At 63.3% G+C, this 16,156-nt stretch carries 11 protein-coding genes; 8 read left to right on the top strand and 3 right to left on the bottom strand.

Translation table 11 applies throughout. The features are described 5' to 3' along the window. Window positions 1-595 precede the first annotated feature (595 nt). The 8 genes from rpmH to AB5L97_RS19675 all read left to right on the top strand — a co-directional run bounded on the left by rpmH (window position 596) and on the right by AB5L97_RS19675 (window position 6,338). Window positions 596-733 carry a 50S ribosomal protein L34 gene (gene rpmH, locus AB5L97_RS19710; RefSeq protein ID WP_127513203.1) on the top strand — a complete coding sequence of 46 codons (138 nt, stop codon included), beginning with the start codon at window positions 596-598 and terminating at the stop codon, window positions 731-733. A gap of 49 nt (window positions 734-782) precedes the next feature. After that, window positions 783-1,223 carry a ribonuclease P protein component gene (gene rnpA, locus AB5L97_RS19705; protein WP_369045983.1) on the top strand — a complete coding sequence of 147 codons (441 nt, stop codon included), beginning with the start codon at window positions 783-785 and terminating at the stop codon, window positions 1,221-1,223. Further along, complete coding sequence (gene yidD, locus AB5L97_RS19700) at window positions 1,216-1,626, top strand: membrane protein insertion efficiency factor YidD (protein WP_307958685.1); 411 nt, start codon at window positions 1,216-1,218, stop codon at window positions 1,624-1,626. The genes rnpA and yidD overlap by 8 nt, the downstream gene beginning before the upstream one ends. A 20-nt stretch (window positions 1,627-1,646) precedes the next feature. Beyond that, a complete protein-coding gene (yidC, locus tag AB5L97_RS19695; RefSeq protein WP_369045982.1) occupies window positions 1,647-2,612 on the top strand; it encodes a membrane protein insertase YidC in 966 nt (321 codons plus the stop codon). Beyond that, window positions 2,609-3,289 (top strand): protein jag, encoded by a 681-nt coding sequence (locus AB5L97_RS19690; protein ID WP_369045981.1) that lies wholly within the window; start codon window positions 2,609-2,611, stop codon window positions 3,287-3,289. The genes yidC and AB5L97_RS19690 overlap by 4 nt, the downstream gene beginning before the upstream one ends. Window positions 3,290-3,292: 3 nt before the next feature. After that, a complete protein-coding gene (rsmG, locus tag AB5L97_RS19685) occupies window positions 3,293-3,970 on the top strand; it encodes a 16S rRNA (guanine(527)-N(7))-methyltransferase RsmG (RefSeq protein WP_369045980.1) in 678 nt (225 codons plus the stop codon). A gap of 196 nt (window positions 3,971-4,166) precedes the next feature. Beyond that, complete coding sequence (locus AB5L97_RS19680; RefSeq protein ID WP_423246868.1) at window positions 4,167-5,087, top strand: ParA family protein; 921 nt, start codon at window positions 4,167-4,169, stop codon at window positions 5,085-5,087. A gap of 75 nt (window positions 5,088-5,162) precedes the next feature. Beyond that, entirely contained in the window at window positions 5,163-6,338 is a 1,176-nt protein-coding gene (locus AB5L97_RS19675) for a ParB/RepB/Spo0J family partition protein (protein ID WP_369045978.1), read from the top strand. A gap of 6,526 nt (window positions 6,339-12,864) precedes the next feature. On the opposite strand, the gene trxA is transcribed toward AB5L97_RS19675, so the two are convergent. The 3 genes from trxA to AB5L97_RS19660 form a co-directional block, all read right to left on the bottom strand. Then, on the bottom strand, window positions 12,865-13,194 hold the full coding sequence (gene trxA, locus AB5L97_RS19670) for a thioredoxin (RefSeq protein WP_307958679.1): 330 nt from the start codon (window positions 13,192-13,194) through the stop codon (window positions 12,865-12,867). A 27-nt stretch (window positions 13,195-13,221) separates the two neighbouring features. Next, window positions 13,222-14,196 (bottom strand): thioredoxin-disulfide reductase, encoded by a 975-nt coding sequence (gene trxB / locus AB5L97_RS19665; protein WP_307958678.1) that lies wholly within the window; start codon window positions 14,194-14,196, stop codon window positions 13,222-13,224. Between the two features lie 213 nt (window positions 14,197-14,409). Further along, complete coding sequence (locus AB5L97_RS19660) at window positions 14,410-16,131, bottom strand: ABC transporter substrate-binding protein (RefSeq protein WP_369045977.1); 1,722 nt, start codon at window positions 16,129-16,131, stop codon at window positions 14,410-14,412. Window positions 16,132-16,156 lie beyond the last annotated feature (25 nt).

The following is a 16,156-nucleotide window of genomic DNA, read 5'->3' as shown; positions in this document are numbered from 1 at the left end:
GTGCTCCTCTACCTGACTGCTTCCTCGACCACGCCGGCTGCCTGGCATCTATGACGCGTTTGTGACTCGAGGAAATCCGAGTCCGGGCAGGGAGGCCGCGGTCTTCCGGTGCGCCTTCATCCTCTGAACCGCCAGTTTTCATCCACAGGGATACCCACAGGCGTGGAGGAAGGCACTGAGACAGCCTAGAGGATCCGACAACCCGGAAGATAGCTGGGGTCTGGGCCCCAATGAATTACACTGGTGAAGTTCGCACGGCCTCCCTTGCAGAGCCGCTGTCCACAGGCCTGTGAGTGGAGTTGGACACAGGCTGGGGACATCCCGAGACCGCGGTCGCGCCCACGGTGGGGTGTGTTCCGCTGCGCCGTCGAATTGACGCTGCGTGCCCTCGTGACCTAACGTCGTTAAGTCCATTGTGTCTGCCTACTGGTCCTGTCGCATGCCCTCGGACGCCACGCGAAGCTCCCTGATTTGGGGACCGAACGCTATGGCGGCCGGCATGAGGCGCGGCGGGATGGCAGATCCCCAAGAACATAGCGTCCGCCTGCACTTCGACCCGTCCGGCAGACGCGCTCAATCTACTGGAGTGAGAGAAGTGAGCAAGCGGACTTTTCAGCCGAACAACCGCCGCCGTGCCAAGAAGCATGGTTTCCGCCTTCGTATGCGCACCCGTGCAGGCCGTGCCATCCTGGCGGCCCGCCGGTCCAAGGGCCGCACTGAGCTCTCGGCCTGAGTACTGACCGGGACGGCTCCGGCCGCAGGCCCGCGCTGATGCTGAACTGATGCTCGCTGCGACCCACCGCCTGCGTTCCGGCGCCGACTTCACGCATACCGTTCGTTCCGGCGTCCGCCAAGGGCGCCGGAACGTCGTGCTGTATGCGGTCCGTTCAGAGGGACAGCCCTCGCGCTTCGGATTCATCGTGTCCAAGGCAGTGGGGAACGCAGTCGCCCGCAACCTCGTTAAACGGAGGCTGAGGGAGGCCGCGGCCATCACCGTCCGTCTCCGGCCTGTGGGACTCGACGTCGTTGTGCGTGCGCTTCCCGCGTCGTCAGGGGCGAGCTGGTCCGAACTCAGTGAGGACTACGAGTCGGCGTTGGGCATAGTCCTGCGCCGTCTTGAGCGAAACAGCGCCCCAGACAGGGGCTCTGGCGAGAGCGACAAGAAGAGCGCGCGCGGGAGCAGCGTGGAGCCGACCGACCGGGAGAGGACCACGGATGGCTGAGGTGAGCGGGTCGCCGCGCCGAACAACCGCGGCGAGGTGGGCCACCGTCGTCGTGCGCTTCGTGTGGACGCTGCCGCAGCAGATCCTCATCCTTCTCCTCAAGGCGTACCGGCTCGCTGTGTCCCCCCTGTACGGGCAGGTGTGCCGGTTCTTCCCGTCGTGCTCCGCTTACGCGCTCGAGGCCGTCACAGTGCACGGGGCTGTGCGAGGATCGTATCTGGCAGTGCACCGGCTGGTCCGATGCCATCCCTGGAACTCAGGAGGAATCGATCCTGTTCCGGAAGGGCATCGGCACTGGCCGGAGGACCACATCCCGAGGATCGTGGTGCTGAACCACCCCGATCGCTTCTGGACTGATGATGCGGGTCAAGACGGCCCGCAGCCTGACGACACGAGAAAATAACAAGGAAACAGGGAAAACGCATGGACCCTCTAGGGACAATACTTCTGCCCTTCGAGTGGCTGGTCTCCTTCGTCATGGTGGCCTTCCACGACGCCCTCTCCTTCATCGGCCTTCCCGCCGCGAGCGGCTGGACCTGGACGTTCTCGATCATCGGCCTCGTCCTCGTGATCCGCGGCGCGCTCATTCCCGTCTTCGTGCGGCAGATCAAGGCGCAGCGCGGCATGCAGCTGCTCCAGCCGGATCTGCAGAAGCTTCAGGCGAAGTACAAGGGCAAGTCGGACCAGCTCTCCCGCCAGGCCATGGCACAGGAGCAGATGGCTCTGTACAAGCAGCACGGGACCAACCCGTTCTCCGCGTGTCTGCCCATGCTGATCCAGATGCCGTTCTTCTTCGGCCTCTTCCGTGTGCTCTCCGGGATCAGCAACGCCCAGTCGAACAACACTGGCATCGGTGCGTTGAACCATGACCAGGTGGATCAGTTCCACAACTCGAGCATCTTCGGTGCCCCGCTCTCGGCCTCGCTCCTCCACGGCGGCGGCGGCGACGCGGTGGTGGTTGCCGTGCTGTCGATCCTCATGATCATTGCGATGACCGCGTCGCAGTTCATCACGCAGAAGCAGATCATGGCGAAGAACATGTCCGAGGCGGCCATGGCCAGCCCGTTCATGCGCCAGCAGAAGATCCTGCTGTACATCCTGCCGCTCGTCTTCGGCATCGGCGGCATCAACTTCCCCATCGGCGTGCTCATCTACTGGACCATCTCCAACCTGTGGACCATGGGCCAGCAGTTCTACGTGATCCGCCGTATGCCTTCCCCCGGCTCGCCAGCCGCGAAAGCCCTCAACGAGCGTCGCATTGCCAGAGGCTTAGCGCCGATCGACGTGACCACCGGCAAGGCCATGAAGCCCGAGGACATGCCGCCCCCGCCCGAGCCGAAGGCCCAGCGTCAGCAGCCGGTGCGGAAGAACAGGAAGAAGAAGTCATGACCTCCGAGAGCACTGCCGTCAACCTGCCCAGTGGCGAGGACGCCGTCGAGCACCCGGATGAGAACGCCTCGAACGCTGAGGGCGCAGTTGCCGAGCACATCGCGAACGGCGACGACGCCGCCGACGAGACGGTCTCGAACGGCGACGACGCCGCCGACGAGACGGTCTCGGACGGCGAGGACGCCGACGACGCGGCCGAGGAGACGCCGCTGAGCCGGCTCGAGGAGGAGGGCGACGTCGCCGCCGACTACCTCGAGGAACTGCTTGATATCGCGGACATCGACGGCGACATCGACATCGAGGTCCGCAACGGCCGCTCCTACCTCTCGGTGGTCGGCGATGATGAGGCCGAGGGCCTGGACATACTCGTGGGCAACGACGGTGAAGTCCTCGAGGCTCTTCAGGAGCTCACCCGACTCTCCGTTCTGGCCGCCACGGGCAATCGATCCCGACTCGTCCTGGACATCAGCGGCTACCGTGGCGAACGGTCCGTGCGTCTTCAGGAGATCGCCGAGAAAGCAGTCGAACGAGTCAAGGCGGGCGAGAGGTCCGTTCATCTGGAGCCCATGAGCTCGTATGAGCGGAAGATCGTGCACGACTCGGTTGCCGAGCTCGGATTCGGCAGCGAGTCTGAGGGTGAGGGCGCGGGCCGTCACATCGTCGTCTCGGCGGACTGACCCATGGCCGAGGAGTCGTCGCCCAGCCAGGCCGTGGGGACGGCACCAGGACTGACGCAGCCCGAACAGATCGCCGCTGAACGCCTCTTCGGCGACCGGCTCGATCTCGCAAGGCGGTATGTGGGCCACCTGGCAACCTCCGGCCTCGAGCGAGGGCTGATCGGGCCCAGGGAGGTGCCGCGGCTCTGGAGCCGGCACGTCCTGAACTGCGCCGTCATCGAGTCTGAATTCCCCGAGGGCGCAACGCTTGCTGATGTCGGGAGCGGCGCGGGTCTGCCCGGCCTCTGCCTGGCGATCGCTCGGCCGGATCTCCGGCTCACGCTCGTGGAGCCCCTAGAGCGGCGAGTGGTCTGGCTTGAGGAAGTGGTCGCGGATCTCGGCCTGACCAATGTCTCGGTGGTCCGGGGGCGCGCCGAGCAGGTGGCCGGGACGGTCGACGTCGATTTTGTCACTGCCCGGGCTGTGTCCGCCTTGGCGACGCTCATTCCCTTGACGCTTCCGCTGCTTGGTGGATCGGGGACGCTCGTGGCCATCAAGGGCCGCAGCGCCGCGGAGGAAGTGGAGAAGGCTGCCAAGGCCATCCGCAAGTTCAAGGGGCACTCGGCCGAGGTTCACACAGTGGGGGAAGGGCTGCTCGAGGAGCCTACCACCGTGGTGCGGATCGTCGTCGGGGGATCCTGATCTCCCTCGGTAGTGCGTGCGCAGACGCTAGTCTGGTGTGAGGCAATTGACGCGAATCGAGAGTGAGTTGACAGTGAGCAGTGGCGATACGTCGGCCCAGCGGATCCCTCCTTTCCTGACGCTCGGATCTGCGCGCGCCATGGCGGACGGCGACATGGATACTGCTCCGCATCCGGCTCGGGAGGGAGCCGACGGGATGCCGGGAAGCCTACCGCGCGATGACCAGTCCCTCCTGAAGACCCTTGACGAGGGCAGCCCCATCGCCTCCCAGCTGGCAAATGAGGCACGACGCCGCGAGCGGCTTCAGGGGCGCAGGTTCCGCAGGCCCGACTCAACTCGGGTGTTCACGGTGTCCAACCAGAAGGGCGGGGTCGGAAAGACGACCACAACGGTGAACATCGCCGCTGCTCTGGCCTCTGCGGGCCTCCAGGTGCTCGTGATTGACATCGATCCTCAGGGCAATGCGTCGACGGCGCTCGGGATCGAGCATCATGCCGAGGTCGAGAGCATCTACGACGTCCTCATCAACGACGAACCCCTCGCTGACGTCATCGCCCAGTGCCCCGACGTCGAGAATCTCGTCTGCGCCCCCGCGACCATCCATCTGGCCGGCGCTGAGATCGAGCTGGTTTCGCTCGTGGCTCGTGAGCAGCGGCTCCGCCGGGCGATCGAGAACTACGCCGTGACGCGCGCTGAAGAGGGTCTTCCGCGGCTCGACTACATCTTGATCGACTGCCCGCCGAGCCTCGGCCTCCTGACAGTCAACGCCTTCTGCGCCGCGAGCGAAGTGCTGATCCCGATCCAGTGCGAGTACTACGCGCTCGAGGGACTGAGCCAGCTGCTGAAGAACATCGAGATGATCCAGAAGCACCTCAATGCCGATCTTCGAGTGTCGACGATCCTCCTGACGATGTACGACGGTCGGACAAACCTTGCCGCCCAGGTGGCAGCCGAGGTGCGCGAGCATTTCCCTGAGCAGGTGCTCGAGGCCGTGGTTCCGCGGTCCGTGCGGATCTCCGAGGCGCCGAGCTACCAGCAGACCGTGATGACCTACGACCCGACCTCGACGGGGGCGCTCTCGTATCTCGAGGCAGCCGCGGAGATCGCTGAGGGCTAGGACGACGGCGCATGCCGTTGCAGACGACTCGAACAGTCAGGTGCCCGGCTACCGGGCGTGAGGGAGGATAACCGCATGAGCGAGAAGCGCCGAGGACTGGGCCGGGGCCTGGGAGCCCTCATTCCCAGTGCACCTCCGGCAGCCAGTGGCTCGACGGCGCCTGCGCGCCCTGTGGACCTCTTCTTCCCGGATTCGGGGCGGCGGACCGAGGACGAGTCCGAGGAGACGACCAGGACTGACCAGTCTTCGGCTGAGGGGGTGCCAGCTGAGAAGCCGGTTGTGGCGGGGCAGAAGGAGGAGTCCCACGGTGCACAGACTCCCGTCACGGCATCTCCTGAGGCTGACGAGCCGTCGGTTGATGGAGGCAAGCGGCCGCCTGTGAGGTCCACTCGCTCCAAGGCAAAGCAGCGGGACACCGATGATCTCGACCTGGTTGAGGTTCCGGGTGCTCAGTTCGCCGAACTCCCCGTCGAGAAGATCCATCCGAATCGCAAGCAGCCTCGTTCTGTCTTCAATGAGGAGGAAATGGCCGAGCTGGTCCACTCGGTTCGCGAGATCGGGATCCTCCAGCCCATCGTGGTTCGGAAATCAACCGAATCGGGTAGTGAATCATTTGAGCTGGTCATGGGTGAGCGGCGATGGCGTGCCGCGAAGGAAGCCGGGCTGGAGGCCATTCCGGCCATTATCCGCGACACTGGCGATGATGCTCTGCTGCGTGATGCCCTTCTTGAGAACCTTCACCGGAGTCAGCTGAATCCGCTCGAAGAAGCCGCTGCGTACCAGCAGCTTCTCGAGGACTTTGGGACCACCCATGAGGAGCTTGCGGACCGGATCGGCAGGTCGCGGCCTCAAGTGTCCAATACGATTCGCCTGCTTCGGCTTCCTCCGTTGGTTCAGCGTCGGGTTGCGGCGGGGGTCCTCTCGGCGGGCCACGCCCGCGCCTTGTTGTCGCTTCCAGACGATGTTTCGATTGAGCGCATGGCACAGAAGATTGTGTCAGAGGGACTTTCGGTTCGAGCAACCGAGGAAGCCGTGGCGCTCTATCAGGAGCCGCAGGAGGCTCGACGAGCTTCGACGCGCAACAACGCGCGGCACGAACGACTCGACTTCCTGGCCTCCTCTCTTTCGGATCGACTCGACACCAATGTGAAGATCACTCTTGGCGCGAGGAAGGGCAAGGTCAGCATCGAGTTCGCTTCGGTTGAGGATCTCAACCGGATCATGACGCTTATCAGCCCCGAAGAGGAATAGCATTCCTTCGCACGACGAAGTCTCGTAGTTCTCAATGCTCGCAAGTGGGGGTCCGTTTCACGTGAAACGGACCCCCGCTTTGCTGTCTTGCTGGACATTGGTGGATAGTTCAGAAGCGCCCTCGTCGGTGGCTTCGTCGGTTTCTTAGTCCGCGGGTGATTTCTCTCGTTCGCTCTCTGTTACTACGCCGTGGATCCGTGAGTGTTGAGTGCGTATGCCCCATTGTCCGGCCGACGAGGGGGCGAGGGTCATTTGCCGTTCTCCGGGCGAGGCCTTTGGGGAAGCTGGCTTCCCGACTCAGTTCGGTGGGATCGTCAGTCCGTGCTCAACTTGGGAGGCGTCATGCTCGGTAGTCTGTTCGGCCGATGACGCGGGCCGACGTTGGTGCTGTCGCGGACGACGGATCGCAATCTGGAGTAATCGCGGTCTGGATCGCGGTCTGGGGAGTAAGAGAGAGGATTCGGCGGAATCATCTGTTTCACGTGAAACACCAGGACGAACCGGACTGGACCGAGGGAGTGTCGAGCGAAGTGGATCGCCGAGTTCAGAGCCCGATTTCGTCTCTCAACTAACCTTCGATCGCTTATGCGTGGGCGGCGATCGGCTTGTCCGCTAGGTACACAGTCGTCGGGGAAGCTACGTCCGCTGAGCCTGATGTGTGACTCGGTTACGACGGGGCTTTCTAGTCCACATATACCAATCGAGATCGGTAGACACGAGCTGCTGGGTCGCGGCGCGGGCCTTCGACGGACCGGTGTCGCCAAGGTATGTCTTGAATCATGTGGTGCTGTGGACCGTTTGTGGCAGAACATCCGGGTCAGGACGAGACGGACGGTTCCGGTGTGGGTGGCACGAGGAGTTTCAGCCCGAGCGATGTGAATGGCTACGGTGAGTGTGGCTCATCAAATCTGGGTGATCCTTGGGGCCTCGATGCGTAGAGGAGACGGTCGATGGCGATGCTCCAATGATCTTCCGGAATGCGGAGCGGCGCATGTTCCTGTCGTCGTCCGAGACCTGGCCGGCCATCCTTCGCTGAAGGCAGTTGTTCTTTGAACAGCAGAAGATGAGTGCGCCGCTGCGCGAGCTTGCAGCCCGTCTCAGTGCACTATCTGTCTGAGCACACCGCGACCTAGCCGCGCCCAGCGATTCACACGAACAACCAGCTCGTCTTGGAGGCAGATTTCGAGGTTCTTCAATGCCGACTCCACGGAATGGGTCTCCTTCGCGGTAGTGAGCAGCCGCGATTTCCAACTGACTACGCGACGGAGGTGTGTGATAGCCGTCTGCCGGCTAACCGGACACCGGCTCATGGCTGCGGACGTTCCCTCGGTGCCGCATGGCGGCAGCTTGCAGATGATCGTCGCTGTAGTTGGGGTTCGGTATAGCTGGACAGAGGACTTAGGGGACTAACGAGCGCGAATCCAGAGTCTTTGCCGGCTTGACCATCAGTCCTCGCCGGGTTGCTTGGGCTGGCTGGCGCATGCCGGCGGGAGACGCGGGGTGTGAGGTGCACGCAGAGCCTCGCCGGTCTTTCGCGGCTTACTCAGTGATCGGTCTAGATTCGACCAAGCTGTGGGCAGGTGCGAGTAGCGGACCGGATTCAATGGCGATGACGCCGCGGCGAGCACCGACCCGACGGAATGTGGAGCGCCCATCGAACTCGACGATCTGGCTTTCCGGTGTGGGGGTCTGCGGCACTCCCTCGCGCGGGGCAACGGGGGGATCGCTATGAGTTCGACCCGATGACGACTTTGAGCGGGCCTGTTGCCAGCCATCTCAACTGAAGCCTTTCCTTGTCGGGCGGCACCCCGGAACTCCCGCGATGCATCTGGAGGAGAACGTGGTGGCTCAGCTAGCTACGCGTCTTGGCTCAGTTGCGTCCGCGTCCCGGGAGCCGCCAAGATGTTCGGGTTGGCTCGCACGGGGAGTACGCGCAAGACGAGGGAGCGCGACTGACACCTGACCTTGGTGCAGGCAGAGGGGACTGGCGGGCCTAGAGGCACATTGAGCGGGGGTCGTCTCAGACCGGACATGGTTGAGGTCGTGTGAGTCTCTTGGTTGGTGATCCGAATCTCCCACACTGCATGTGGCTCAGTGGCATTCCAGGAACCGGATGGAAGTGAAGGGCGGGCATTGATGGCCGTGAGCGCGCGCTCCCATGGGTCGGCTGGAATGGCATCACCGGATTTGCCCCCGATCGGAGCCGTGATGCCGTGTTGCAGCGGATGCTGGGATTGCTTCTTCTCTTTGCTCGTATCCATCTGGCACCGATGACCAGCGGGCTGCGATCGTTGGGGCAGAGGGATATACGCACGGGGGCCAAGGTGTCTGCAGTGGTTAGGGCGGTTGTTTCACGTGAAACATCCATGGACCATCTGGCCTTGCTCTCAGTGGGAGGTGAGCGGGGGCCTTCCGCGCGCGGCTTTCACATTGAGCTTGTCGTAATGGCCTGCCGAAGCTGGCGCGTAGCTTGCGGAAGGTGACGGGTGCGGCCTACGACTTAGCGTGTCCAGCTGACGCCACCTCCGCACCTCCTCGAGCGTTGTCTCGTCTTCGCCCCGGCATGGGTTTGCCGCAGTCAACGCCTTCTCGCATGACGCAGTTCCGCGTCTACCTTGGATTCGGACCCGCCCGATGACCGCTCTTCAGTCTCAGATGGCGACGGCCGACGGGAGGACTGACGAGCCAGGAGACTGAACGCACGGTGGACCTGAACTTGGCGTCGCCGAGTTGTTCGAGACTCCGGAAGACGAATCTGAGACTTGGTTCCAAATGAACCGACATGGACCAGCGGTCGGAGCTCAAAAGTTAGGGCCGGTATCCTTCGGCTACCTGTGGACAACTTCGAACCCTGGCGTTGCAGCCGCGGAGGGGTCCCTGTGGATAACCGTATTGATAAGTCCTGTCGATAATGTGCGGAGGTCGCACGCTCTACATCGCAGACCGATCCATAGGTTAGCCATGACCGGAGGGTAGCCTCCGGGAGCGTTGACATCGTGCTCTGCTGCCATGGCGCACTACCCGAAGTCTTCGAGTCGCGGGTCGTCTGCAATATGGTGTTCTAGCGTCGATATCTACCGAAGTGCGCTGACAACCAGCATCCCTGGCAAGTAGCCTCACCACGCGAACCAGACACATTGGTGCTCCCCGCTCCCTGTCATCATCCTTGCGGACCATCACCAAAGCAGAACCTATTGGCAGCGTGATCCGAAACGCTATCCACAGGGTCCCCGTTCGTCTTCGGTCATCCCGTCACTCCGATGTGCAAGCCCCTGGATGGAACCTGTGGATAAGAGTGTGGATAGCCCTGGAGCGCGACTGGGCTGCGCGGGGAGTGGGCACCACCGCATCACCTTTCCGGCTAGAGGTGAGAGGCCTTCCTGCCCACCTATATCCGGCTTCGAGTGACGACACTCCCTGGAGTGCGAGCGATGGACGAATACCTAACCAACGTGAAAGATCAAATATGCGCGAGTATGGGTTCGGCTGTGTGGGAGGCCTCTCGGCTGTCCCAAGGAACGGATGCTCGAGGCATGGTCTGTCGTCACGGGGTCTGCCCGACCCCGACTGCGCTGATGGTGTGCCCGACGATTGACTCCGCCTTCGATTGGTACGCGGGTTGAATGATGCGTCGGATGGTCGAGCACCATAACCCATCAAGCGGCTATCGAGCCGGTGCGCCATGGATTCTCGCTGTGGAAGGAGTGAAGTCGATAGAAGGCATGTCAAACCATGAGTGGCCCTCTGGGTAGCGGGTAGCGAGGCGCTCATGTTTCACGTGAAACCATTTGGTTGAAGAGGGGGCGCCAGTGAGATCGGTGAGGTGAGGCCAGAACGGTGGCTGTGGCCTGCGGGCTGGAGAGATGCGCAGTGGCTCAGCTGTCGGCGCACAAGTGCGGGTGGGACCCTGCCAACGTCTTCCGCCAGAACATCAACGCCGCTCTCGACGCCGGCTGGCAAAGGTTTCCTGTGAATGGGGGCTGGTGCTGGGGGCAGTGTTGGGTCCGGCGGGTGGTTGGCAGAGGCGGGTTCAGTGACAGGGCGCGGGGCGGAAGCGAACCGGCGCCTCCCGTCTCGGACCTTGGTGCGATCACGGGCACCTGACAAGAGCGATACCAATTCATGCTGTGCACCGGGGTCCCATGACGGGAGCTTTCCGACGGCCCGTGGGAGACCGCGCGCGAGCGACTGCGGAAGTGTTCTCTGGACGGACCATCGGAGAATGGCTGATCCCGCCGTCAAAGGGCGACGCCGTTGGGGAAGCCGAATGGGTCTTCAGCATCGACTCCACCGTCGTTCGGGGTTCACCAGCACGCCGCCTGGACCTAGAATCAGAGGGCTGTCAGCCCGCGGTCGAGCCCATCGCAACGGATAGTGACGGCATCGAAACTCTCCGCACGAACTGAGCTGCAGGATCCACCTCGCGGTCGACGGGAGGGGGCTACCGATGAGTGATCCGACACTCGGTTCAGGACGCGGAACGCGCCCTCAGCCGAGGCCCTGCGCGAGACGGGTAGCGGCCAACGCATCGGCTCTGGCTTGGCCCCGGCAGACCGCATAGCACGATTGCAGCCGTCCTGGCTGGCAAGATCTACTCTCACCCCTCGATCTCGGTAGCGCCGCGCAGGCGCAGAATCCGCTCCATGGGCGCGAGCGAGCCGACCGGAGGACCCTGCCGCGTGACCAAGGGCAAGGGACGTCGGGCGGGCGACCGTTAGCATTCGACCCCACGAGGACTGCCGCACCAAATGTTGTCTACGACTGCCTTAACCGCCTTGAGCAGCTCCGACCTCGCCACCCGCTACGCCAAACGCGTCGCCTATTACCGTGTGAACTCATGGTCACTGTAACCATCCTCTGACTCCGACCGTTCAGGAGACACCGATGACCCGCAGGACACGCGCGCCAGGACACTTGGGATAGATTGTCGGCGGCTCGCGTCCGACTCGTTACCGACGCTCGTAGGTCTCACCGCAACGATCAACACACACGCGTCATGGGTGGTTCGTGGACCCGTGGCTTGATTATCGAAGGCTTCCCGATGACTACGGGAAGCCATGATGCCGAGGCGATCGCGACACCATTACCTGCAACTTGACGGTCTGAGGGTCACCACAAGGCGCTTCCGCGCATCAGCTGTGGTGTGTCCATCACTGGGCGCACGAACGCTGATGGGCCTGACTACCTCGGCGCGATCCCGACTTGAGTGCTGGTGGGAACGATGGGAGCGTCGCGATCGGGCATGGTCGCGGCATTGCTGGGCGCACGCTTGCCCGGAGGAGCCGAAACTTGGAGTGCGCAGTCCTGGAGATCTTGAACCTGAGTATTTAGTTTCTTGAGACTTGGGGAGCGTGTGACGATGGTCGGTTGCGCGACAGGGATATGTCGCGCAGTGGCACTATCGACCAAAGAGTTGTCGGGCCGATACCTGCTCGAGGAGCCGGATCGGGCAATGCTAGGACGTTGATTGCCCCTGATGGTCATGATGAACAGCTTGGTGCTCAGCAGACCGCTATCGTCTGGGCTCGGACTGGTTCGCGAATCTAGTCAGGATCGACAGTCACGGGGTATGTGAACGTCCCGCTTGTCGCGCTCGGGCGCGAGACAGAAGATTGGCAATGGCCCACAGGCGAGATGAGGGAGTGGTAGTGAAAGTCGTTGGCTTCACTCTTTCCTGAGCGTTGAGTCACTACGGAAGACTACTGCCTCCGCCGGCCGATACACCCTCTTGAGTTGATTCAACGGGTCATCGGCCGTGAAAGCGGCCCACGTATGAGATGTCGGGTTGGTCAGCTGGATCTCGTGTACGGCCGGTTTTCAGAAGGCCGAATGCGCAACTTCCGAGCCTGATGAGAGACCGACAGCGCTGTTTCACGTGAAACAAGAGGCCCTGGTCGATAGTAGGGGTGGAGATCATCCCTCCGAATCAGGGAACAGCTAGGTCGAGGGGGCGATTCAGGGGCTGGATCGAGACGGCGGAGTCGACTTGTCGAGTCATTTCCATGCTCCGCTTCGATGTCGCTGCACCAAGCTAGCGGGCTTGAGTTCAGCTGGAGGCGGCCGAAACTTGGTGCTGCGCGACCAGTGCGCTGGCGTATAGGAAACCCATGAGCACTGAAGCCCCTTCAAGTCATCCGCCGTGCCACCTTAGCGGCGCGGAGCTGGATGCTCCTGGAGGAATTGGCGCACCACGTGCCCGAACTATCTGTCCGTCGCATTCCTGCAACCTGTGCGGTCACCATCCGTCTAACCACCCGATCCGCGTTGTGGATCGAGACTTGAAGGTGCCGTGCGGTTCAACTGATAGGACATGTGTGCCGAGGGTCAGCGAAGCCAAAATTCCGACTGGCGGCGGGCGTAGCGAGCCGAGGGCGAACTCAAATGGTGGCCGGTTTCACGTGAAACAGGCTGGCGCTCGGGGCCGGGCACGACCGAAGGTAGCGCCGGGTCAAGTAGAGCCGCGGCCATGAAGAAGGGGAGGCACGGCATGCGCCGCACCTCCCCGCGGGGGGACTCGCCCAAGTGTCTACTTGACGAGAACCTCGCTCCACTCCTTCTCGAAGTACTGCTTCGGGCGGGCGCCGATCACCGTTCCGGTGACCCTACCCTTCTCGAACAGGTACACAGCAGGAATGGAGGTGATGCCATACTCAGCCGCGATATTTGGATTGTTGTCCACATCGACCTTGACCACATCGACACGGTCGGCGTACTCGACGGAGATGTCGTCGAGGATGGGGCCAACCTTGCGGCAAGGGCCGCACCATTCGGCCCAGAAGTCCACGATTACAGGCTTCTCGGACATGAGGACCTCGTCGGTGAACTCGGCGTCAGTGACGTTCTTGGCGTTGCTCATCTGGATGATCCGATCTGTTGGAAGGAACTAGGCCTGGGCTGCGAGGGAACGGGATTCGACGTCGGCCAGATAGTGTTCGACGTCGAGCGCCGCCACGCACCCGGAACCGGCTGCGGTGATGGCCTGACGGTAGGTGGGGTCAACAACGTCGCCAGCCGCGAAGACGCCGGGAAGACTGGTCTTCGAGGAGCGTCCTTCAACGGCGATGGTGCCCTCGGCGGTGAGTTCGAGAACGCCCTTGACCAGGCTCGTGCGCGGATCGTTGCCGATGGCCACGAAGATACCCGTCACGGCGAGCTCGGTTTCGGTGCCGTCGAGGAGGTTGCGGAGACGAAGACCGGTGACCTTCTCACCACCGACGACGTCGGCGACCTCGGAGTTCCAGGCAAACTTGATCTTCTCGTGGGAGAGGGCGCGATCGGCCATGATCTTGGAGGCGCGGAGGCTGTCACGGCGGTGGACGACCGTCACGGAGCGGGCGAACCGGGTCAGGAACAGGGCTTCCTCCATTGCGGAGTCGCCGCCGCCGATAACGGCGATGTCCTGGTCCTTGAAGAAGAAACCATCACAGGTGGCACACCAGCTGACGCCGTGGCCGGACAGGCGCTTCTCGTTGGGGAGACCGAGTTCCCGGTAGGCCGAGCCTGTGGCAAGAATGATCGCTCGGGCTTTATAGGTCTCACCGCTCGCGAGGGTGACCGACTTGATCTCGCCGTCGAGCTCCACGGACTCGACGTCCTCGAATTCGATCTGTGCCCCGAACTTGGACGCCTGCTGCTCGAACATGTCCATGAGCTCCGGCCCCTGAACTCCTGAGGGGAATCCCGGGTAGTTCTCGACCTCGGTGGTGTTCATGAGCTCACCGCCGGCAGTGACCGACCCCGCGATAATCAACGGATTCAGGTTGGCGCGTGCTGTGTAGATGCCTGCGGTGTACCCCGCGGGACCGGAACCGACGACGATGACGTCGCGCACGTCTGCGGCAGTCTCAGCAGTGCTCACAGGTGTATACCTCTTCTTTGGGCGATCGAACGATAACGGTGTCAGCAGCCACAACACATCGATAGGTATCGATATTCCATGGAGCTCTCCCGTACAAGCGTACCCAAGGGGAGGCGCGAGGCGTCGAGAACCCTTCACAGATGGAACCCTTCACACATGGGAAGGGGCCCCGGTCAGACCGGAGCCCCTCTCGCAATGCAGCGACGCGCGCCGCTAGTCCACCTTGATCTCGGCGAGACGCAGACCGAACGGGTACTGGGTCTTCGGGGCTGACAGCCGCGGGAGCGAGTTGATCTGAATGATGACGTACTTTGCCGTCGGAGTTCCGGTGACGGGGACAACCACCTGCGGCCCGGTGAAGGAGCTCGTCCCGGCGAGCGTGGCACCCGTCAGGCTCGGCTGATCATTCGTGTAGACGCTGAAGTTACCGCCCGAACCACCGGACTGCAGCAGCGTAACCTGCTTGATTTGGGCCTGATCCTTGAGCTTCACGGCGAGGGCGACGCTCTTGGTGAATCCGCCCCAGTCCTCACGGGCGAACTCCATATCGGACCAGTAGGTTGCCGGGTTTCCGTCAAACGTCAGAGGGAGCTTGCTGTCGAAGTCGTTGGCAAAACTCAGTTCGTCGGGATTGATCCGAGTCACCGAATCGATGGCTGGTGCGGCCGTCGGGGCGGGGGCGGTCCCTGACGATGACGAACTCGCGGCGGAGCTTCCGCTCTGGCCCTGCGACGGGTGCGGTGTGGAACTCGCGGTGCTCGCCGCCTGGGGCTGGAACAGGTTGCCGAGGGTCGTGAAGGCGAAAATCAGCGCCGCGATGAGAACGACAGCGAGGATGCCCCCCACGAGCCACGGCATGGAACGCGGTTTGGTCCTCTCATCGTCTTCGTAGTCTTCGTATGGGGCGGACGACGACGGTCTGGCCGCCTCGGGCATCACGGCGGCGGGGCGCTGGGAAGGCCAGTGCTGACGTGGTTCGGCGGGAGCGTGGCCCTGAACCGGTGAGGCAGCCGTAGGCGTGGGCTCGGTGCCCCCCGCATTCTGCGGAGCCTGCCACGGGGTGACTCGCGGAGTGCCGGGACGTGCGGCACCTGCTGCGGCAGCAGCCGCTGCTCCTCCGGCGGCTCCGTATCCGGCCGAAGCTCCACCGGAGGTCAGTTCCTCCCGACCTCGAGGAGATGGTTCGTCTGAGCGCTGGGGCTGGGTTCCCGACGGTGCGGACTGCGGGGGCGCTGCTGGTGGGGGCGGAATCGATGCGGCGGGGCCGCCGTTATAGGACGCCGGACCGCCGGGCGCCGCAGGGTAGTCAGCCGTCTGGGGCCCGCCCTGTTGGCCAGGCTGCGTGGGACGGGAAGGCGCGGGTGGGTATGTGCCTGGCGCGCGATTCTGGCGTGCCGCGGCCGCTGCAGCAGCCGCGGCGGCCGCGGCACCTGCCGCGCCGCGGGGCGCGGCGCCCCCGGCCCCCGGCCCATGGGGCATGGGCTCCCCGCGTTCGTTATAGCGGATGTAGTTGTCTGGCCTGCCGGGACTGACCGTTCCGTCGTACGTCTCCGGCTCGTGTGAGCGCGATTCGCCGAAGATTTCGCTGCCGAGAGTGTCGGTGAAGAACGGCTCCACATACGGAGTCTCCTGCGCAACGATCAGGTCGAGCAGATCGGCGGGAGATGTATGGTTCGTGATGAGGTACGTGGCCCCGTGGCTGATGCCGAGGTCGAGGACCTGGACGGCACCGTGACGCTCGCCCATTGCGACCTCGCGTGCGCTCTGCGCCAGCTGGTCCGAGTTGGAGGCGCCGGCCACGAGAATGCTGACGGGCCTGTTCAGGACCTGGTCCACGCCGTCAAGGACCAGATCACCCTCACGGGATGTCACGATCGAAGACGTGACTTTGTACCGTCCCCCGAGCACGGTGCCGACGTCGATGGACTGGGACACGGAAACCTCCTGGTCGCGGGCGCGG

This window comes from Sinomonas sp. P10A9 (genome assembly GCF_041022165.1).
Classification (GTDB): Bacteria; Actinomycetota; Actinomycetes; order Actinomycetales; family Micrococcaceae; genus Sinomonas; species Sinomonas puerhi.
This window is presented reverse-complemented; position numbering and strand designations above follow the sequence as displayed.